12 protein-coding genes are annotated in these 21,145 nt (G+C 68.8%); 4 read left to right on the top strand and 8 right to left on the bottom strand.

Annotated elements, in window-relative coordinates; all coding sequences use genetic code 11:
* The first annotated feature begins 125 nt into the window (after positions 1-125).
* Positions 126-2,945, top strand: a complete 2,820-nt coding sequence (locus ACI3KT_RS00490) for an immune inhibitor A domain-containing protein (RefSeq protein WP_292907737.1) — start codon at positions 126-128, stop codon at positions 2,943-2,945.
* A gap of 78 nt (positions 2,946-3,023) precedes the next feature.
* Here ACI3KT_RS00490 and ACI3KT_RS00485 read toward each other — a convergent pair whose 3' ends face one another.
* The 3 genes from ACI3KT_RS00485 to ACI3KT_RS00475 all read right to left on the bottom strand — a co-directional run bounded on the left by ACI3KT_RS00485 (position 3,024) and on the right by ACI3KT_RS00475 (position 10,426).
* Positions 3,024-3,470, bottom strand: coding sequence for a hypothetical protein (locus tag ACI3KT_RS00485; RefSeq protein ID WP_292907739.1), 447 nt, complete (start codon positions 3,468-3,470; stop codon positions 3,024-3,026).
* A gap of 215 nt (positions 3,471-3,685) precedes the next feature.
* Complete coding sequence (gene pulA, locus ACI3KT_RS00480) at positions 3,686-9,703, bottom strand: pullulanase-type alpha-1,6-glucosidase (protein ID WP_404901778.1); 6,018 nt, start codon at positions 9,701-9,703, stop codon at positions 3,686-3,688.
* 156 nt (positions 9,704-9,859) lie between these two features.
* Positions 9,860-10,426: a TetR/AcrR family transcriptional regulator gene (locus ACI3KT_RS00475; protein ID WP_404901775.1), complete on the bottom strand. Its 567-nt coding sequence runs from the start codon at positions 10,424-10,426 to the stop codon at positions 9,860-9,862.
* Between the two features lie 106 nt (positions 10,427-10,532).
* On the opposite strand from ACI3KT_RS00475, the gene ACI3KT_RS00470 reads away from it, so the two are divergent.
* On the top strand, positions 10,533-11,750 hold the full coding sequence (locus ACI3KT_RS00470) for an FAD-dependent monooxygenase (RefSeq protein WP_404901773.1): 1,218 nt from the start codon (positions 10,533-10,535) through the stop codon (positions 11,748-11,750).
* A 329-nt stretch (positions 11,751-12,079) separates the two neighbouring features.
* On the opposite strand, the gene ACI3KT_RS00465 is transcribed toward ACI3KT_RS00470, so the two are convergent.
* Positions 12,080-13,264: a thiolase family protein gene (locus ACI3KT_RS00465; RefSeq protein WP_404901770.1), complete on the bottom strand. Its 1,185-nt coding sequence runs from the start codon at positions 13,262-13,264 to the stop codon at positions 12,080-12,082.
* Positions 13,265-13,397: 133 nt separating this feature from the next.
* Between ACI3KT_RS00465 and ACI3KT_RS00460 the strand changes: the two genes are divergently transcribed.
* A complete protein-coding gene (locus ACI3KT_RS00460; RefSeq protein ID WP_404901767.1) occupies positions 13,398-13,985 on the top strand; it encodes an antibiotic biosynthesis monooxygenase in 588 nt (195 codons plus the stop codon).
* Positions 13,986-13,997: 12 nt separating this feature from the next.
* Here the strand turns inward: ACI3KT_RS00460 and ACI3KT_RS00455 are convergent, their stop codons facing one another.
* Positions 13,998-14,879, bottom strand: a complete 882-nt coding sequence (locus ACI3KT_RS00455; protein WP_404901764.1) for a LysR family transcriptional regulator — start codon at positions 14,877-14,879, stop codon at positions 13,998-14,000.
* A gap of 76 nt (positions 14,880-14,955) precedes the next feature.
* Between ACI3KT_RS00455 and ACI3KT_RS00450 the strand changes: the two genes are divergently transcribed.
* The gene (locus ACI3KT_RS00450; RefSeq protein ID WP_404901762.1) at positions 14,956-15,621 is read left to right on the top strand and encodes a type 1 glutamine amidotransferase domain-containing protein; all 666 of its coding nucleotides are present in this window, start codon (positions 14,956-14,958) and stop codon (positions 15,619-15,621) included.
* A gap of 103 nt (positions 15,622-15,724) precedes the next feature.
* Here the strand turns inward: ACI3KT_RS00450 and ACI3KT_RS00445 are convergent, their stop codons facing one another.
* From ACI3KT_RS00445 to araA, 3 genes are all read right to left on the bottom strand, one after another.
* Positions 15,725-18,550, bottom strand: a complete 2,826-nt coding sequence (locus tag ACI3KT_RS00445) for a glycoside hydrolase family 43 protein (RefSeq protein ID WP_404901759.1) — start codon at positions 18,548-18,550, stop codon at positions 15,725-15,727.
* A 136-nt stretch (positions 18,551-18,686) separates the two neighbouring features.
* The gene (locus ACI3KT_RS00440; RefSeq protein WP_404901756.1) at positions 18,687-19,625 is read right to left on the bottom strand and encodes an aldose 1-epimerase family protein; all 939 of its coding nucleotides are present in this window, start codon (positions 19,623-19,625) and stop codon (positions 18,687-18,689) included.
* Positions 19,625-21,142, bottom strand: a complete 1,518-nt coding sequence (araA, locus tag ACI3KT_RS00435) for an L-arabinose isomerase (RefSeq protein WP_307299148.1) — start codon at positions 21,140-21,142, stop codon at positions 19,625-19,627. Before araA ends, ACI3KT_RS00440 begins: the two co-directional genes overlap by 1 nt.
* Positions 21,143-21,145 lie beyond the last annotated feature (3 nt).

The raw sequence follows: 21,145 nt of genomic DNA, 5'->3' as shown, positions 1-21,145 counted from the left end.
CTCGCGCACCCTCTTCCCTTGCACGACAGGAGCACGGTAGACCTTTATCCGTGCGCCTGATCGGCGCACACCCGATCGCATCGTGGCGATGACCTTTCGCACCGATGCGCGCGAAAAGGAGAAACATGTCTCAACGGACGGCTCAAGCACGACGGCGTGCTTTGGCGACGACGACGGCGCTCGCACTGGCGACCACCGGATTCGTGGCCCTCGGCTCCGGCGCGGCCACCGCGGCCCCGCCGAATGCGGATGCCCCTCAGGCTCCGGCAGTGATCGGCGACGACGAGTACTACATGAACTACGTGGCACCGCGGGCGGAAGGCGCATTCGACTCATCCGACGACTCGCTGATCACGAGCGGCAGCGCCAGAGGCCCGTATGGCGGCAGCCCCATCGAACGGGCGAACAAGAACGACGAGAAGTTCGCGCAGGGCAACCCGGTGGCGGCGAGGCAGCTCGCGAAGACCGAGGCTCAATCGATCAAGACCGGCAAGAGCCCCAAGGCGCTGAAGCACTCGAAGACCACGCAGCAGGCGAAGCTGCTCACGATCCTGGTCGAGTTCGACGGCACCGACGACTTCTCCGACCTCTACGTCCCCACCGAGTTCGGCGCCACGACCTGCATGCCGGGCAGTCAGCAGGGTCCGACCCTGCACAACAACATCCCGAACCCCGCAGATGCGGCACAGCCCGACAACAACAGCATGTGGGTGTCGGACTTCTCCTCCGAGCACTACAACAAGATGCTGTTCTCCGAGGACGGCATCACCGAGCGGGTGCGCACCGATCTGACGGGGCCCGACGGACAGCCCGGATTCGACATCTCGGGTTACACGATGAAGAACATGTACGAGGAGATGTCGCGCGGCGCATACTCCCTCACGGGCGAAGCGACGGCGTGGGTCTCTGTGCCGCATTCCGAGGGATACTACGGCGCGACGGTCTGCCATCTGAACGACGAGGGCGTGTACGAGGCCGGCCCGATGCAGGACCAGCAGGGCCACCCTGACAACCCGCTCGGACCCGGCCAGCTGCCGATCGATGCTGTCGCAGCCGTCGCCGCGGCCGACCCGGACTTCCCCTGGGCCGAATACGACATCGAGGACCAGGGCGACCGTGACGGCGACGGCAACGTCAACGAACCCGACGGCGTGATCGACCACGTCGTGCTCGTGCACGCAGGCGAGGACAAGTCGGGCGGCGGCGGCAAGGAGGGCACCTACGCGATCTGGGCGCATTCCTCGGCTGTGGCCGGCGGCGCCACGATCCCCGGCACCGACTTCAAGATCTCGAACTACATCATCCAGCCGGAGGACTCGGGCGTCGGCGTGTTCGCTCACGAGTACGGTCACGACCTCGGTCTGCCCGACCTGTACGACACGTCGAACAACGGCAACTCCGACGTCGACTTCTGGGATCTGATGAGCTCGGGATCGCACTCGGGCCCGATCTTCCAGTCGATGCCGACGCACATGGGCATCTGGGACAAATGGGTGCTCGGCTGGGTGGACCCGCAGGTCGTGAACCCCGGTGACGACCCGACGACGATCAAGGTCGGTCAGTCGTCACGCCCGAAGAAGGGCACGAAGGACGGCATCAAGATCAATCTCCCCGACAAGGAGATCGTGTTCACCACGCCGCACAGCGGCGCGGAGGCGTGGTACTCGGGCGCCGATCAGAGCTGGGCGGATGCACGCCTGACCCGCACGATCGACTCCGTGCCCGCCGACGCGCGTTTCTGGATGTGGAACGACTACGTGATCGAGGAGGACTGGGACTACGGCTTCATCGAGGTCTCGACCGACGGCGGAAGCACCTGGACCGAGCAGAAGGTCTACGACGAGTCCGGGGCGCTGGTGTCCACAGATGACGGCTACAACGACCCGAACGGGCGCATGGCCGACTTCGGCGGCAAGAAGTACGGCCTCACCGGGTCGTCCGGCGGCTGGCGCCACGACTACGTCGATCTGACGGCGTTCGCCGGGCAGAGCATCCAGCTCCGCCTTCGTCAGGCGACGGATGCCGGCTTCGAGGAGCGCGGCTGGTTCTCCGACGACTTCGCGCTGACGAGCGCCGGCGCCGAGGTCTGGACCGACGACGTCGAGTCGGGCGACAACGGCTGGACCGCAACGGATGTCAGCTGGACCGACACGAGTGGCGCCGGCTGGCACCGCGACAGCGGCACGCAGATCAAGGCGCAGTTCTACATGGTCGAGTGGCGCAACTACGACGGATTCGACGAAGGCCTGAAGTACGGATACACCACGGTGTACTCCGCAGAGGGCTGGAAGGTCGAGAAGGTGCCGTACAACGCTCCCGGCGCGCTCGTCTGGTACCGCGACACCGCCTATGGTGATGCGAACGATGTGGTGAACCACGTCGCCGACAACCTGACGAACCTGCCGAGCTACGGAGCCAAGGGCGGTCTGCTGCTCGTCGACAGTCACTTCGATCCGCTGCGCCGCACCGGAGCCGAAGCAGCTCTCGACCCGTCGACGCTGAAGAACGTCTCGACCCGCGCACAGTCGTCGAACGCCGCGTTCGGCCTCGTGCCGACCACGTCGTTCAAGGACTGCCTGGTCGACGCGAACCTCGCCAACGAGGCATGCACGACGTTCGCTCCGCAGGCGCCGGTGAGCACCTTCACGGACGACCAGGGTTGGGTCGCCGGCATCGAGGTGCGGGACGGTCAGCTGCTGAACCGTCTGCGTGACGCCTCGGTCGTCGTGCCCTCGGTGAACGGGGCGCCCTACTCGACGCGAGTGGTGAACCCCGACGGCACCCCGGCGACCGACGCGTACGGTCTCGACCTCGGGTTCACGGTGCTCGGCACCGGCAACCCCGCGGACGCGGGCGTGGGCTACGGCACGGTGGTCACGGTCAAGAAGTCGATGCAGGGCGACACCGCCGCCCTCATCACGGTGACCGCGCCGCGCGCGGGCTGATTCCGAGCAATCGACCGAGAGGCGCCGGCTCTGACATGCGTCAGGGCCGGCGCTTCTGCGCGTGCGATGGATTCACGGTCATGTGATGTCGTCGAGCTGCAGTGCGCGCACGCCCCTGTTGTGCAGCACGAACTGGGCGCGAAGCGGCACATCGAGGGCGGTCGCCGCATCGAGCATCGCACGCGACCACTCCCGGTCCTCGACGCCGACCACGCTGGAGCCGAGACGCTCCCACACGAGCACGACCGCGGCGTTGCCGGTCATCTCGCGCAGCATGCCGATGCGGTGCATCAGCAGCGTCGCCTGATCGACGTCGCCCAGGTCGTCGGTGCGGGTGATCACGGTCGGATCGTCGGGGTAGTCGTCCATCGGCATCAGCGGGTCGCCCAGGCAGCCACGATCGTCGATGAACAGCAGCCACATCTGGCGCCGATTGGCACGGTCGAGCAGCAGCTCGATCAGCGAGCGCAGGTCTTCGCTGCTCTCGAGCGGTCGATCTTTCAGCGGGGTGGTCGTGTCTGTCATGCCCCGATTCTGCGGCATCCGCGGGATCGTGCTCCGCGGAATTCCGCGGGCTGGGGACAAGTTCCCCGCATCCGCCCTCCGGTGCAGGAAGAGTCGACGCGTTTCGTCACTTCGACTCGCTTCGCTCGCTCAGTACGGCGCTCGGTCGTTGAGCGAGCGACGGTCGTTGAGCGAGCGAAGCGAGACGAAACGCAGAGACGAAACGCAGAGAGCTCTCAGTACGCGAGCAGCGGCAGCGGGATCCGCGACCGCGATGCCGTGTACGGCTCAGCGCCCGCGAACGTCGCGGTCACGAGGTGCAGACCCCGCGTCAGCCTCGGCAAGGCGATGGCGACCTTTCCGCGATCGGCGGCGGTGATGTCGACCGTCGCGACGACCTTGCCTCGGTCGAGTACTGTGACCGTACCCGCCGGAGCGCTGTCGTCGTCGGCTGACACCCGAACGGTGACGGTCGTGCTCCTGCCCGCCTTGACGAACACGTCGGACGCCGAGAGCCGCAGAGAGGTTCCGACCGGCTGCGCCTGGTCGTCCACGAGCACGGCCACCGAGCGGGCGGGAACCGAGACCGTGCCGGTCGCGGCATCCCACGTCGTCGTCTTCACGACGGCATCCGCCCCGTCGGCCTGAGCCGGCGTCAGCGCGAACGAGCGGCCGGCGAGTTCCGCCACGGTCTGCGAAGCCTGCGACGGCGAGGCGTTGAACACGACCAGCGCGCCGTCGAGCTCGGGATCGACGTCGGACCCCACGAGATCGTCGATCTGCATCACGATCACGCCCGGCGCGGCATCCGCTCCCCCGTTCGGGAACGTGACCTTCTGCTCGATGAGGTCGGCCGAGCCCAGACGCAGCAGGTCGACCTCGTCGCGCACGCGGAGCAGATCGAGAGCGGATGCCTCGGCCGTCGCCATGTCGGCGGCCGCCGGCTTGAGCGCCGGGTTCTCTAGCAGCGGTGCCATGAGGGGCCACTTCTCCTGGTTGTCGGCCGCGGTGGGCAGGCCCGAGCCGAAGGTCGACTCCTGACCGGTCCAGTCGATGCGGTTGAACCAGTCGCCGGAGTTGTAGCTGTTGCGGTCGAGCGACTTCGAGCGCAGCAGCTCGGTGCCGGCGTGCCAGAACGAGGGCGATTGCGACAGCGTCACGGTCGCGAGCTCGAGCGTGTTCATGCGCACCCGGTCGGCCATCGAGGTGCCGACCGGCAGCTTGAACACCGAGAGGTCGTACAGCGTCTCGTTGTCGTGCGCATCGACGTAGTTGATGACTTCGCCCGGTTCCTCGGCGTAGCCGGCAGCCGAGCCGCGATAGTCGATGTCCTCGCCGGCGGTGACCTGCCCATCGCTGGTGACGAACGTGAAGTCGCGCAGGTTGCCTGCGAGCCCCAGCTTCACGAGATCGGTCTCGTGGCCGAGGTCGGCCAGAGCCTGCTCGGTCGAGCCGTTGATCGGGTCGCCGTTCGGGTCGGTGCCGAGGCCGGTGCCGAATCCCTGCCGGAACGTCGATGTGCCGTCGACAGGGCTGCCCCCGTGCACGGCGTCGCGCAGCCGGTCGTTGAAGGTGCCGATGCCCGTGCCGCCGAGCTGCCCCTGCGTGGCCTGCTCGAACAGCGCGTTGTTCGCGACCTCGCCGAAGTTCCAGCCCTCGCCGTACAGGTAGATCGCCTTGCCGTCGACGCCGTCCTTCTTCACGGTGAGCGCGTCGAGCGCGTCGCGGATCGCCTGCATGTTCGTCGTCGAGTGGTGCCCCATCAGGTCGAATCGGAACCCGTCGACCTTGTAGTCGCGCGCCCAGGTGACGATCGAGTCGACCATGAGCTTCTGCGCCGCGAGGTGCTCGGTGGCCACGTTCTGGCAGCAGGTGGAGGTCTCCACCGCACCCGCCGCGTTCAGACGGTGGTAGTAGCCGGGAACGACCTGATCGAGTACCGAGGTGTCGGCCTCGCCCGACGCTGCGGTGTGGTTGAACACCTGATCGAGCACGACCTGCAGTCCGATCTCGTGCAGCGAGCCGACCATCGAGCGGAACTCGCTGACCCGCGCTCCGCCGTTCGCGTCGACCGCGTACGAGCCCTCCGGCGTGGAGAAATGGTACGGGTCGTAGCCCCAGTTGAAACCGTCCTGATCGGCCACGGCCTGCACGCAGGCCTGCTGCTGATCGGATGCCGGACCGAACGACGCGAGGTCGCAGTCGGGAGTCGCCTGGGCAGCCCGGTCCTCCTCGATCGTGGCGAGATCGAACGACGGGAGCAGATGCACGGTGTTGATGCCGGCGTCCGCCAGCTCGCGCAGGTGATCCGTGCCCGCGCTCTTCTCGGTGAAGGCGAGGTAGGTGCCGCGCTCTTCTGCGGGCACTGTCTCGTCGCCGATCGAGAAGTCGCGGATGTGCAGCTCGTAGATGGCCCGGTCGACCGACTTGTCGACCGAGGGCGACTTCGTCTTCTGCCATGCCTTGGGCTGCCACGCCTTGTCGTCGAGATCGATCGCGACCGAGCGCTCGGAGTTCAGCGTGAGGGCTGCCGAGTACGGATCGGTCACCTGATTGGTCTCGATCGTGCCGGTGCTCGGGGCATAGACGACGACCTCCCAGAGGTACTCGGCGCCCTTGAGGCTCTTCTCGCCCTTGACCGTCCAGGAACCGGATGCCGCATCCCACGTCGCGTCATGACGCTGCGGGTCGCCGGTGGCGCCGGTGGCGCCGGGGTTCCAGGTGAGCAGGGCGGCGCTCTGCGCGGTCGGCGCCCACAGACGGAACGTCGGCTTCTTGCCGCTGAACGTCACGCCCAGGTCGACCCCGTCGAGCGCGGTGGCGTAGAGATCGTCGAGCACTCCGGGGATCTGCACCGCGGTGAAGGCGGTGAGCGCCCCGGCGGCGTCGCGCTGGGCGACGGCCAGCTGGCCGCGCACGAGGGCTGCAGCATCCGAGTCGTCGACCTTGAGGGCGAGGTAGCCCTTCAGCGCCGGGAAGCGGGCGAGCTGCGCCTCGGTCAGTCCGCCGTCGATCACCGTCAGGGTGATCGGGTCGCCGCCGGCGACCTCGCCGTCGGCCACCGTCAGCGAGGCGTCCACCGAGGAGTACAGCTGGTAGGCCGCCTTGTCCGTCGCACCGAGGTTCGCGGGCCAGGCGATCGTCGTGGCGTCGATCCAGTGCGCGCGGGATTCTCCCGTGCCGGGGAGCGGCGGGTCGGTGCTCACGATCTCGAGCACGTGCGTCGCGAGCGTGTAGCGGAACGTCGTGACCTTGCCCTCGGTCGCGCTGAACGAGATGTTCGCTCCCCCGGGGGCGCCGTCGGCGCCGTAGTTCTCGGTCCAGCTGAGTCCGTGTGCGACCTTCAACTCGTACGCTCCGGTCGGCAGCTCGTCGGTGGCGAACTCGTACACGCCGTCCCGATCGCCATCAGCCATGAGCGTGGCGAGGCAGTCGGGAGACCAGTCGGCCGCGCAGCCGAGCTCTGACTGCTCGGATCCAGGCAGGGTCACGATGGGTCCCTCGGCAGTCGACTGCATGATGTTCGTGCGCGGATCGAAGTAGAACGTGATCGGGCCGCCCGCATGGTGGATGGCGATGTTCGAGCCGTCGGGCACGCCGTTCGCCCCGTAGTTGATGGCCCAGCTGCCGTTCACGGCCGCCTTGTACTCGTAGTCGCCGGCGGGGAGGTCGAAGGTTCCGGCCCACACACCGTCGGGGCGGAGCGCCAGCTTCGCCTTCTCGCACGCCGGGTCCCAATCGCCCGCGCAGCCGATCTCGGAGTCGAGGCTGCCGGCCACCGTGACCATGTCGATCGGCGACTCGGGCTCTTCGGGCGCCTCGAGGGTCACCGCGTTGCCGACGGAGGCGTATGTCGATGCTGCGGAGTGGTGGCCGGCGGCATCCGTCGTCACCGCGCGGTACTCGACCAGCGTGCCCTTCTTGAGACCCGCGATGTCGTGGAACACCCGGGGGTCGGTGTCCTCCGCGGTGCCCAGCGCGTGCCATTCGTCGTCGCCTGCGACGCGGTACGCGAAGCTCGTCTGCGTCCACTGGTCGGCGATGCTCGCCTGCACGGCCGACTGGCCGGTGACGCCGGCGCCTGCGGCGGGGACGCTCACGGTGACGGGGGCGGCCTCGGCCGGCGCGGTGACCGTCTTGTCGGCCTTCCAGACGACGGCCGACAGTGCAGGCACCGTGATGCTGGTGGCGGCACCGGCATCCGTCGTCAGAGCCGCGCCGTCGCCGTAGATCACGCTGTAGCCGGCATCCGAGGTCAAGGTCTTCAGGTCGACGGTCTGGGTGCTCGTGGCGTTGTTGACCGCGACCAGGTACTCGACCTTGTCGGAGGCGTCGACCCGCGAGAAGGCGTAGACGCCGGCTCCGGATGCCGAGTAGCGCTCGATCTGCGCACCGTCGACGAGCGCGGGGTTCGCCTCGCGAAGGTCCGAGAGACCGGCGATGTGCTGATACAGCTCGCCGTCGGTGCTGTAGCGGTCGGCGGACCCCGCCAGCTCGCCGGTGATGAGCTTCTGGTTCGCGTACTCGGCGACCTGCGTCGCGAACAGGGTCTGCCGGGCGTCCTTGTCACCGCCGGGACCCGCGAAGCCCTGCTCATCGCCGTAGTACACCACCGGCTGGCCCCGGGTGAGGAACATCAGATCATGCGCGAGCTCATCGCGCTGCACCGCATGGTCGGTGTTCTGCAGGAAGGAGCCGACCCGGCCCATGTCGTGGTTGCCGAGGAAGGTCGGCAGTGCGGTCGCACTCGTGTCGGCGGTCGTGTACCGGTCGTCGCCCGCGAAGAGGCTCTGCAGGCCCTTGGCCGAGTTGCCGGAGGAGTAGCTCACGGCGGACGACTGGAACGTGAAGTCGAGAACGGAGTTCATGTCGGTGTCACGCACGTACGGGGCGAGCTTCACCGGGTCGGCGTCGTATACCTCGCCGAACATGAAGAAGTCGTCGTTGCCCTTCGCGTGGGCGTAGTCGAGCACCTCGGTCGTGAACTGCTCCCAGAACTCGAAGTTCACGTGCTTGACGGTGTCGATCCGGAAGCCGTCGATGCCGAGGTCGACCCACTGATCGTAGACCTGCACGAAGCCGTTCACGACGGTCGGGCTCTCGGTCATGAGGTCGTCCAGGCCGCTGAAGTCGCCGTAGGTCACGGACTCCCCCGACCAGGTCGAGTCTCCACGGTTGTGATAGAGCGTGGGGTCGTTGAGCCAGGCCGGGGTCTTCGCCTCGGGGTCAGTGACGACAGGCGTGTACGGGAAGCTCGTGGCCGCATCGAGCGTCGGGAAATCGCCGGTGCCCGCGTAGTCGGCAGGGTCGAAGGCAGTGCCGTTCGCGTCCTTGTAAGGGCTTGTCGCCTGGTCGATGTAGTCGTACTTCTTCTGCGTGTAGTCGATGACGTCGGCGGTGTGATTGGTGATGATGTCGAAGTAGACCTTGATGCCACGGGCGTGCGCATCGGCGATCAGCGCCTGCAGCTCCTCGTTCGTGCCGAGGTGCGGGTCGATGCGAGTGAAGTCGGTGACCCAGTAGCCGTGATACCCCGCGCTGGCGTCGGCCGCCTCGCCCTGCACCGGCTTGTTCGCGAAGCTCGGTGTCAGCCAGATCGCGCTCGTGCCGAGGCCTTCGATGTAGTCGAGGTTGTCGCGGATGCCGGCGATGTCGCCGCCCTGGTAGAAGCCCTTGTCGGCCGGGTCGAAGCCGGTCGTCAGGCGGTCGCCCTCGAGGCCGCCGGTGTCGTTGGAGGTGTCGCCGTTCGCGAAGCGATCGGTCATCACGAAGTAGAACTGCTCGCCTGCTCCCGCCTGGCGCACGGGCGGCGCGATGAGCGCGTCGTCTTCGCTCGCGTAACCGCCGCGGAGATCCTCCACCGCGACGCCCACACGGTGAACGTTGTCGTCGTACGTGAAGCGCAGCGTCGCGGGGCCGGCGATCGTGAGGGGGATGTTGTCGCCGCCGCCGTCGAGTCCGTAGGCCTCGTCCCAGCTGTCGTTCAGCGCCACTTTGTACTCGTAGGTGCCGGCCGGCACCTCGAAGGCCGCGCTGTAGATGCCGGCGGCGCCGGTCGGAGTGAGCTCGGTCGCGGCGCAATCGGACGCCCAGTCGGCGGCGCAGCCCAGCTCGGACTGCAGGTCACCGACGAGGGCGGCCGTTCGGTCGGCGGCGGATGCCGGAGGTGCCGCCACGACCGCGAGACCTGCGGCGATGAGCGTGCTGACGGCGAGGAGGGCGGTACGGCGTGCGGCGGCTGTCGTCTTCGACACTTCTGCTCCCTGGAGGGTGGGAGGGCACGGCGGCGTGCCCGGATGCTGTGGTGCGAAGCTACCAGCTATCCGTCGAGGACTGCAAGCGCTTCCAGTAGTCTTTCCGGGCAGTCAGGCGAAGCGGAATGCCTGGATGTGCCGCAAACGCAAGCGCTTTCAGTCGCGTGCGAGCACCGCGACGGCGCGCGCGAACTCCTCGCCGCCGGGCAGGGACTCCGGATTCATCAGCCACATGATGCCCAGGCTCTGCACGAGGGCGAAGTCGAGCTTTGCGACCGCCACGACCTCGTCTTCGCCGAGTTCCGGATGCGCGTCGCGCAACTGCTCGGCCACGCCGAGATACCCCTGCTCCACAGCCTCCCCCAGCGCCTTCGCGCCGTCGGCGTCGCGCAGGACGCGGACCGTGTTCTCCAGGCTCGCGAGCAGCGCCTCGCGATTGCGCTCGAAGACTTCCGGCATGCGATCCCACAACCGCGCGAAACCGTCGAGCAGCGGCAGCGCGGCCGTCTCGCCGACGATGGCCTCCATGCCGTCGCCGATGCCGTCGCCGACTGACTCCAGCAGGGCGGCGGTCACGAGCTCATCCTTCGAACCGAAGTGATAGCCGATCGCGGCGAGGCTGACCCCCGCTTCGGCGGCGATGTCGCGGGCTGTCACCTTGGCGACGCCCCGTTCGAGGATCGCGCGGCGAGCCCCCGCGAGCAGGTCTTCACGATTTCCCATGGCATGAGCCTAACCGATTTCAGACAAATGTATTAGACATGCGTACCAAACCGTGTTAGACAGATGTTTGAGACATATGTCTAACTTCTCGATCAAGGAGAATCCGATGAACGCCACCGCTCCCACCACCCACATCCTCGTCTCCGGTGCCGGCATCGCCGGACTCGCCCTGGCTCTGCAATTGGTGCGCGCCGGCATCCGCACCACCGTCGTCGAACGCGCCGACGGCCCGCGACCCGGCGGCCAGGCCGTCGATCTGCGCGGCGCCAGCCGGGAGGTCGCCGAACGCATGGGCCTTCTGGAGAAGATCGAGCCCTACCGCGTCGACGAGAAGGGGCTCGCCTACGTCGACGCCCGCGGCCGCGTGTTCGGGCGCATGTCAATGGAAGTCTTCGACGGCAAGGGCGCCGTGGCGGAGATCGAGATCGCCCGCGGAGATCTCAGCGAGGTGCTGCGCCGCGAGCTCGCGGCTGGCCCCTCCGGCCTGCTCGACCTGCGCTACGGCGACCGGATCACCTCGGTGATGCAGGATGCGAGCGGGGTCGACGTCGCGTTCGCGAGCGCGGCCACCGCCCGCTACGACATCGTCGTCGCCACCGACGGCGTGCACTCCTCTACGCGGCGGCTCGTCTTCGGCCCAGAGGAGTCGTTCCGCACCTATCTCGGCGGATATGCCGCCTTCTTCACCCTGCCCACGCCGGCCGACGTCGAGGAGGGCTGGTTCTCGATGCGGTTCACGCCCGGGGCCACCTTCGGCATCCGTCCCGATCTCGACCCGAGGACGTCGAAGGCGATGCTGACGCTGCGCGTCGATCGGGACCCGTCGCTGCGCGGCGACCTCGACGCGCAGAAGTCGTTGATCAGGCGGATGCTGGCGGGGGCCGGCTGGCACGCCGAGACGATCCTCGCGGCCATGGAGACCGCCGACGATTTCTACTTCGACGAGCTCATGCGCCTCGAGGTGCCGAACCCCGTGCGAGGGCGGGTGGCGCTGCTGGGTGATGCCGCATCGAGCGGCTCGCCGATGTCGGGCATGGGCACCGCCACCGCGCTGATCGGCGCCTACCTCCTCGCGGCGAGGATCGCCGACGGCGGCCGTGACGCCCTGCCCGATGCGCTCGCCCGGTACGCCGAGCAGATCAGTCCGTTCGCCGCACAGGGAATGACGCTGATGGGAGGAGGCGTCGAGCGGATGGTGCCGGCCAGCAGGCTGCAGGCGGCGATCATGCGGGCGGCCATGGGCGTGATGCTGTCGCGTCCGTTCCGCCCGATCGTGCGCCGGATGTTCGCCGCCTCGCAGCAGGATCTCCCGCTGCCGGAGTGAACGGCGAGTTCTTTCCCCGTTCACCGTCCGGACACGTTCGCCGACTACAACTGCTTCTGCGCGGACGAAGGCTTGGACCGGATCGGGTAGTCACGGCATCCGCGCTCTGCGGCCCTTCTTCACGGGCCCGCATACAAGACCCCCGCCGAATCGGGTCGGCGGGGGTCTTCTCCTGCCCCGTCGCGCAGCGCCAGCGCCAGCGCCAGCGCCAGCGCCGGCGCCGGACATTCGCGCTTGGGAAGGAAGGATCGCGGCGCAGCATCCGTCTGAAGTGCGGTTCGCCTTCCGAGGAGAGACCGGGGAGAGACGGAGGAGGGGCGGATGCTCCGCTACAGGCGCTCCAGGATCAGGGCGTTCGCCATGCCGCCGCCCTCGCACATCGTCTGCAGGCCGTAGCGGCCGCCGGTCGCCTCCAGATGACTCAGCAGCGTTCCGAGCAGGCGCGTGCCGGAGGAGCCGAGCGCATGACCGAGGGCGATCGCGCCGCCGCGCGGATTGAGCCGATCGGGATCCGCGTCGAGCTCTGCCGCCCAGGCGAGCGGCACCGAGGCGAAGGCCTCGTTCACCTCGTAGGCGTCGATGTCGTCGATCGAGAGCCCTGCACGCTCGAGCACCCGCCGCGTGGCCGGGATAGGCCCGGTGAGCATCATCAGCGGATCGTCGCCGACCACGTCGAAGGCGCGGAAGCGGGCGCGTGGCGTCAGCCCGAGCTGTTCCGCGCGCTCCGCACTCATGAGCAGAGCGGCTGATGCGCCGTCGGTGAGGGGCGACGAGTTGCCCGGGGTGATGCTCCAGTCGAGGTCGGGGAATCGCGCGGCGAGGGCGTCGGTGCGGAAGGACGCTGGCAGCCCCGCAAGCTTCTCGACGGTGGTGCCGTCGCGCACGGTCTCGTCGGTCGCGGCATCCGGCGCCTCGGGAACCGCGATCACGGTGCGGTCGAAGAAGCCGTCCTGCCACGCGCGGACGGCTCGCGCATGCGATTCGGCGGCGAAGGCATCGAGGTCGTCGCGTCCCAGTCCCCACTTCTGCGCGATGAGCTCGGCGCTCACGCCCTGGTTCACGAGCCCTTCCGGGTAGCGGTCGCGCAGACGCTGCGACATCGGCGATCCTCCTGTCGCCGACGATCCGAGTGGCACCCGGCTCATCGACTCGACTCCCCCGACGAGCACGACGTCGTTGTGCCCTGCCGCGATGCCGGCCGCCGCGAAGTGCACGGCCTGCTGGCTCGAGCCGCACTGCCGATCGATCGTCGTCGCGGGCACCGACTCGTCGAATCCGGCTGCCAGCACGGCCTGACGCGCGATGTTCATCGACTGGTCGCCGACCTGGCTCACGCAGCCGAGCATGACGTCGTCGACCTGCGCGGATTCCAGGCCGTTGCGCTCGAGGACCGCCGCGAGCACTCCAGCGGCGAGATCCACCGGGTGAACGTCCGACAGCGCGCCTCCCGGCTTGCCTCGGCCCACCGGGGTGCGGACGACATCGATCAGGACGGCTTCGCTGCGCGTGCTCATACGTCCATTCTCGCCCCGGTTGCTCGGCTCCGCGCCGCGGCATCCGAATTAGAATCGACCGTGCGCCGCAACCCTGGCGCCGACCGTCTCGACGCGCCCGCGACCCGGGCCGCCCGTTCACCGAGGACCCACCATGTCCAGCGAACCCATCACCGTGTCCATCCGCCGCGAGGTCGACCCCGAGCGAATCGCCGAGGCGACCGCCTGGGTGCAGACCGGCGTGAACCTCGCGCACCGCTATCCCGGCTTCCTCGGCTCGGGCTGGGTGCGCGACGGCGAGGACTCGAACGTCTGGCACATGCTCTACCGCTTCGCAGACGAGAAGACGCTGCTCGCGTGGGAGCAATCAGGCGAGCGCGAGTGGTGGCGGGCGACGGGCGACGGCTTCGTGCGCAGCGAGCGGGCGCGGCGCCGCTCGGGCATCGAGGGCTGGTTCGACGAGCCCACCACCGACACCATCACGATCCCACGCGGCGACGGCACCACGACGACCATGTCGGTCGTGCGCACCCCGCCGCGCTGGAAGCAGGCGATCTCGATCTGGCTCGGCTTCTTCCCCCTCAACGTGGCCTTCACCTATGCGACCAGTCCGATCCCCGGCTGGAGCGAGCTGCCGATCTGGCTGAGGGTTCTCGGGACGACCGTCGTGCTCACCCCGATCATGACCTACTGGGTGCTGCCGTGGGTGACCCGTTTGCTGCGAAACTGGCTGGCCCGCTGAGCCGCCCGCGGGTCAGAACTTCGCGACGGCGGCGCGCAGCGCGGTGTCGATCACGTCGATCCCCGTGACCGGCGGACCGGGCCGCCGCACCAGATACAGCGTGTTGATCGGCGGATCATCGGTCGGATGCAGCACGACGAGGCGCCCGTCGGCGAGCTCATCGGCGATCAGATAGGTCGGCAGCACGGTGACGCCCGCTCCTGCGACGGCCGCCGCGGCCACGGCGCGCAGATCGGCGATCACGAGGTCGGGCTCGCGTTCGAGACGCTCACCGAACACGTGGCGCCAGTATCGGCGCAGGATCGGCAGGTCACGCGCGTAGGCGAGCAACGGATGCTCGAGGCGCGGGCGCTCGGCCGGGTCGATGCCGAGCGAGGGCGCGGCCACGAGCGCGAACTCCTCGTCGCACAGCGCGGATGCCGGCAGCGTCCTGCCGCGGGGACGAACGGCCGAGATCACGAGATCGAGGCTGCCGACACGCAGCTGCTCGAGCAGGTCGTCGGCGAGACCGGGTACGACGGTGAGCCGCAGCCCTGCGGCGATCGCCGGGCCCAGAGCCGGCATCGCGACGCGCTCGAGGAACTCAGCGGCCCCGCCGAGCCTCACCGGGGAGGCCGGGGCCGCCGCGCCGGCGACGAGGGCCAGCTGGTCCATGGGACCGGCGAGCCGCGCCGCGAGATCGTCGGCCCGCGGCGTGGGGCGGATGCCGCGCGCGTGGCGTTCGAACAGCGGCTCGCCCATGTGCCGCTCCAGCGTCTGCAGTTGAGCGGTCACCGAGGACTGTGCCAGCCCGAGCATCCGCGCCGCCGCCGAGACCGAACCCGAGCGATGGGCCGCGAGAAAGGTGCGCCACAGCGAGACATCGCGCAGCCCATCGATATTCCGATCGCTCATATCGGCAATCTATCGGAATCGCGAACCGTCGGCGCCCGTTCTCCCTGAGACACCCTCACCGAACTGGAGCTCCGAAATGTCTCACGTCCTCTTCGTCGTCACCGCCGCCCGCACCTGGACGCTCTCCGACGGCACCGCACACCCCACCGGCTACTGGGCCGAGGAGCTGCTCACCCCTTACGAGCAGCTCACCACCGCCGGTCACGAGGTGTCGTTCGCGACGCCCGGCGGCATCGCCCCGGTCGCCGACGCCGGAAGCCTGCGCGACGGCGACGCCGAGGCGATCGCCGCGATCGATGAGCTCGCCTCCCCGCTCGTGCTCGCCGACGTCGACCCGGCGGCCTACGACGCGGTGTACTACCCGGGCGGACACGGCCCGATGCAGGATCTCGCGACGGATGCCGACTCGGCCGCCCTGATCGCCGCCACGATCGGCGGCGGCCGTCTGCTCGCCGCCGTCTGCCACGGCCTCGCCGCGCTGCTTCCTGCGCGCGATGCCTCCGGGCAGCCGATCGTCGCCGGGCGCACGATCACCGGCTTCTCGGACGAGGAGGAGCGCATCGGCGGCCTCGCCGACCGCGCGCCGTTCCTGCTCGAGTCCTCGCTGCGCGAGCTCGGAGCCGAGGTCGAGGTGGCGGAGCCGTGGAGCGACCACACCGTGGTCGACGGCCGGCTCATCACGGGACAGAACCCGCAGTCGTCGGCATCCGCTGCCGCCGCGCTGGTCGCCGCTCTCAGCTGAGCGCTCCCGCACCTCCGCCCGCCGGAACCGACGCTCGCGTTCCGGTCGCGATTCGTGTCGCCCGCTCCGAGCGCAGGCGGCACGAGTCGCGACCGGAATGGCCTCAGCCGCAGGTCGCTGCGGGGTACCCGACCGTCAGCGTCTGTTCACGGGCCGTGACCGTCACCTCTCCCGCGGAGATGTCCGCCGAGCGTGTCGCGGCGGTCGCCGAGCGGCTGGCGTCGGCGACGATCGACGAGATCGTCTTCGTGCCGTAGGCGGTCGCGATGTCGGCATCCGTCGCCTCCTCCCCCGAGTTCTGCACGGTCGTGACGAGCTGCACCTTGCCTGCCACGCACCGCGTGGTGATCGCTGCCGACACCTCGAGCGTGGTCTCGCCCACCGCCAGCACCGGGATCTTCAGATATGAGCCCGGGGTCGCGAAGATGAGGCGCACGGCCGATGCGAGCACCGGCTCGAACACGACCGATGTGGGCTTTCCGTTCGCGCTCGGCACGACGTTCTGCGCGCCGGTCGCGTGCCAGGCGCCCTTCTCGTCCCGGTACTCGACGCTGATGCCCGCGATCACGCCCTCGATGTTGGTGAATCCGATGCGGTCGACCACGTGCGCCTGAGCGGGCTGCACCGTGAAGGTCGCCGACGGCCGCACCGTCGACGCCCAGGTAGACCACGCGGTCGCCGCACTGCCGTCGCAGGCGTTCGCGGCTGGCAGGGACGCGTACTCGGTCTGGTGGAAGGTCGCAGACACGGTGGTTCCGGCGGCCGAGCAGATGTCCTGGCTGCTGTCGGCGCCCCAGATCTGCACTTCCGAGATCGACTGCCAGGTGCTCGTCGCCGTGGTCAGCTGCACGCGGATGCCGTTCGTCTGCGGAAGGGTCGACAGATCGAGGGTCGCCACGGGAGCGGATGCTGCGGCATCCTGCGCCAGGTCGACCGACACATCGGCCGACACCCAGTCGCCTGCGGCATCGAGGTATTCGGCTGCGACCGTCGAGGGCCAGGTCGCGCCGGCTCCGTCCTTGTAGGTGTGCACCACGACCTGATCGACATCCTGCGCGAACGGCCACGAGAACGAGAGCCAGCTCGACTTCGGGTACGCGCCGCCGGCCACCCAGTCGTCCCAGCCTTTGCCCTTGACGCTGCCGTCGACCAGCGTGCCGCTGAGCTCCGGACGGCTCGACACCGCGACCGCCGACCGCGCAGCGAGGTTCACGATGCCTTCGGTGGCCACCTCGATCGTGCGTGTGAACGCGCGACCTGCACCGAACCGGTCGTCACCCGACAGGGTTCCGGTGATCGTCTGGGCGCCGCGCTCGGCGAACGACGTCGCACTCCAGGTCACCGGCGTCGCCGCGGTCACACCGCCCGCGGCCACAGGCACGGTGGCCGGCAGCGCATCTGCGAAGTCCTCCCCCGGTGCAACGGTCTTCGGCAGCCCGTCGTCGACGACGCTCCAGATCTCCTCGCCTGCGCCCTTGTCGTCCCAGTAGGAGGCGTCCCATCCGCTCGCCCACCGCGTCGGATCCTCGACGGCCGGGTTGCGCATCTCGGCGCGGCCGTTCTCGCCGATCGTGATCGGGAGCCACACGTACGTGGAGTCGGCGGCGCCCGCATTCCAGCGGTCGCCCATGTAGACGAAGCGGCCGCCGCCGAGATCGAGCACGTTGGTCGACTGCGAGCCGAACGTGGTGCGGCGGGTGTCGCCGACCGACAGCAGTCCGTCGCCGCCCTCGGGGATCGAGCTGTACGAGACGTTCTCGTTCGCATCGCCGCCCTCCACTCCGCGGATCCAGGATCCGAGGATGCTGTCGGCGGTGTAGTAGGTCTGCGGATTCGGGCCCCAGCCGGTGGCTCCGGACGCGACGGCGTAGTACCTGCCGCCGTGCTGGAACAGTGCGGGCGCCTCGAGCATGCCGCACTCCTTGACGATCTGGAAGTCCTCGCCGCGCACGGGCGCATCAGCGGAGCCGTCGGCGAACAGGTAGGGGTAGCGTCCGTCTTCCGAGAACTGGTGCGCGTTCGCCATATCGGTCGACGTGGTGTGCGTGACGTTGGTGTACGAGTCGTCGAGCTCGGCGACGTACAGCGAGCGGTTCTCCTCCGAGGAGTACACGATGTACGCGGTGCCGTCGTCATCCTGGAAGACGGTCAGGTCCCGGGCCTGACCGGGAACGGCAGCGGATGTGCAGGCCTTGTAGTCGGTGCGGTTCGGCATCCGGTACACCCCGGTGAGCCGGAACGGACCCGTCGGGCTGTCGGACACGGCGACCCCGGCCATGGACCGCGCGTACATGCTGCCGCCCGGCGTCGTCTGCCCGTCTGAGTGCCACCACAGCACCCATTTGCCGGTGCTCTCGTTGTAGAGCGCTTTCGGGCGCTCGAAGATCGTCGTGAGGTCGGCGGCGTCGTTCGTGTCGAGATGGTAGGCCAGCTCGGCGATGCGGTCGGCCCGTGGCTGGCCGTCGTCGTCGACGGTGTCGTAGAGCGCGTCGAAGTAGTCGGATTCCAGCTCGGATGCGGCGGAGACCGACCTCATCACGACGCCCTGGTCCTGCCAGTTGAGGGTGTCATAGGACTTGTAGGCGTGCACTCCGGGGCTGCCGTAGTAGCCGTTGCTGCGGTCTTCGCCGTACCAGTAGTACACCGTGCGCCCGTCTTCGGACCCGGTGACCACGCCGCCGCCGTCGACGCCGAGTTCCTGCGCCGACACGATCGCCCCGCCGTGCGCCTGGATGTGCGAACCGTTGTCGTCGAACCAGAAGGGGGCGAAATAGCCTGCCGCGGTCGCACCGGGATCCTGAATAGCGGGATACGCCGTGTACGTCGTCGGGTCGCCTGCAGGGACCTCGGCCTGCGCGGACGCCGCGGCCACCATGCTCAGTGCGACCGTGAGACAGGTCGCCGCGGCGACCGTCCTGATTCTCTTCATGCCACTCCCTCGTGATCGGAGCGTCGTCGCCCCGCATGTTGACGTCAACTGAGTTGACGTCAACACACATACAACCAGAAGGTTCGAGAGGCACGCAAGGAGACGACCCGTTCCCGAGGGAACAGGTCATCTCAGATCAGAGCGCCCGGATCCGCCAGTCGGCCGAGTGCTCGGCGCCGGGCTCGAGCACCACGAGATCGGTGCCGGAGTTGAAGGCGTCGGGCGGGCACGTCATCGGCTCGACCGCGAGGCCGATGCGATGGATGTCGTCGAAGCCGGGGTTGTCAGCCGTGTGGATCTGCACCCACGGGCAGCGCTCATCCCAGGTCATCGCGACACCGGTGCCGGCATCCGTCACCAGGCGCACCTCGGCGATGCCGTCGGTGCGCGAGAGTCCGGTGAAGGCGTGATCGATGAACACGTCGCCGATCGGCCGCGACGTCTGGAAGTCCCATTCCGGATGCTCGGAGACCGGCTCCACGGCGACGGGGCTCAGCCGGTCAGGCGTGACGGTGAGCACCGCGGATGCCGGGAGCAGCAGAGTCCACTCGTCGACCGGAGGGCTTTGGGTCCCTGAGCCTGTCGAGGGGCCGGCCACGAGATACGGGTGCGGGCCCGTGCCCCAGGGGGCGGCATCCGTCCCGAGATTGCGAGCGGTGACCGTCTGCTGCAGGCCGTTCTCGTCGAGCCGATACTCGGTCTCGACCTCGACCCGGAACGGGTAGCCCGTCTGCGGCTCGATGACGGCGACCAGCACGACACGGTCGTCTTCGATCACGCGGTCGGCGTACTCGGCCCACGACAGCAGCCCGTGCAGCGCCTGACCGCGCGCCGGCTCGGTGAGGGCGAGCTGATGCTCGACGCCGTCGAACTCGTAGCGTCCGTCGACGATGCGGTTGGGCCAGGGCGCGAGCGTGGTGCCCCGATAGCCCGGGCGCACCTCGTCGGCCGCGAAGGGCACGACCAGGTCGCGGCCCTCGTGGGTCAGCGAGCGCAGTGAAGCGCCGACGCTCGCGATGACCGCCTCGTAGCCGTGCGCCGCGATCCGCAGCTGACGGCCGGAACGGGGCGTCATCAGAGCCCCTGGGCCAGGCGGTAGTACGCCTGGTTCCAGCGGACCTGCTTCTGGAACTCGATGAGCGTCGTCTCCTCGTCGATCACGAGCAGCTCGACCTCGGCCATCTCGGCGAAGTCGCGGAACGCCTCGATGCCGAGGGCCGTCGACATCACGGTGTGGTGCGCGGCGCCCGCCGTCAGCCAGGCCGCGGCAGAGGTGTTGAAGTCGGGAGCCGGCTTCCAGACGGCACGGCCGACCGGGAGCTTCGGCAGCGAGGCGCGCGGCTCGACGTTCTCGACGACGTTCGCGGTGAGACGGAAGCGGTCGCGCATGTCGCTGAGCGCGACGACCACGGCGGGACCCGAGTCGGCCGTGAAGACCAGGCGCACCGGGTCGTCCTTGCCGCCGATGCCGAGCGGGTGGATCTCGAGCGTGGGCTTCGCGGTCGTGAGCGAGGGCGAGACCTCGAGCATGTGCGCGCCGAGGATGAGCTCGTCACCAGGGGTCATGTCGTAGGTGTAGTCCTCCATGAGGCTCGCGCCACCGGGGAGCCCTGCGCCCATGACGTTCGCGATGCGCACGAGGATCGCGGTCTTCCAGTCGCCTTCGGCGCCGAAGCCGTAGCCCTCGGCCATCAGGCGCTGCACAGCGAGCCCCGGCAGCTGCTTGAGGGACCCGAGGTCCTCGAACGAGGTGGTGAAGGCGCCGAAGCCGCCCTCCTCGAGGAACGAGCGCAGGCCGATCTCGATCGCGGCGCCGTCGCGCAGCGACTGGTGCCGCTCGCCGCCCTTGCGGAGCTCGGGCACGACCTCGTACAGCTCTTCGTATTCGGCGACGAGCGCGTCGACGTCCGACTCGGATGCGGCGGCGACGGCATCCGCCAGCTCGTTCACGCCCCACGTGTTCACCTGCACGCCGAAGCGCAGCTCGGCCTCGGTCTTGTCGCCCTCGGTGACGGCGACGAAGCGCATGTTGTCGCCGAAGCGGGCGAGCTTCAGATCACGGCTCGCGGCGAGACCGGCCGCGGCGCGCTGCCAGATGCCGATCTCGCGCTGCACGCGCGGGTCGGATGCGTGGCCGACGATCGTCTTGCGCGGCACCCCGAGGCGCGTCTGGATGTAGCCGAACTCGCGGTCGCCGTGTGCGGCCTGGTTGAGGTTCATGAAGTCGAAGTCGATGTCGGCCCAGGGCAGCTCGACGTTGGCCTGCGTGTGCAGGTGGGCGAGCGGCTTCTGCAGCGCATCGAGACCCGCGATCCACATCTTCGCGGGGCTGAAGGTGTGCATCCAGGCGACGAGTCCGATGACGTTCTCTGCCGCGTTCGCCTCGAGCGCCGTGCGCTTGATGGCGGCGGAGTCGGTGAGAACCGGCTTCCAGACGATCTTCACCGGCACGTCGCCCGCCTCGTCGAGCAGGCGGGCGATCTCCTGCGACTGCTCGGCGACCTGCGCGAGCGTCTCGGGGCCGTACAGGTGCTGGCTGCCGGTGAGGAACCAGACCTCGTACTGGTCGAGGGAGGTGGTGAGCTTCGGCATGGT

Origin of the sequence: Microbacterium sp. ZW T6_19 (assembly GCF_044987465.1) — a bacterium.
Lineage (GTDB): Bacteria > Actinomycetota > Actinomycetes > Actinomycetales > Microbacteriaceae > Microbacterium > Microbacterium natoriense_A.
Note: the sequence above shows the minus strand (reverse complement) of the source record. Positions and strands in the feature narration are given on the sequence as shown.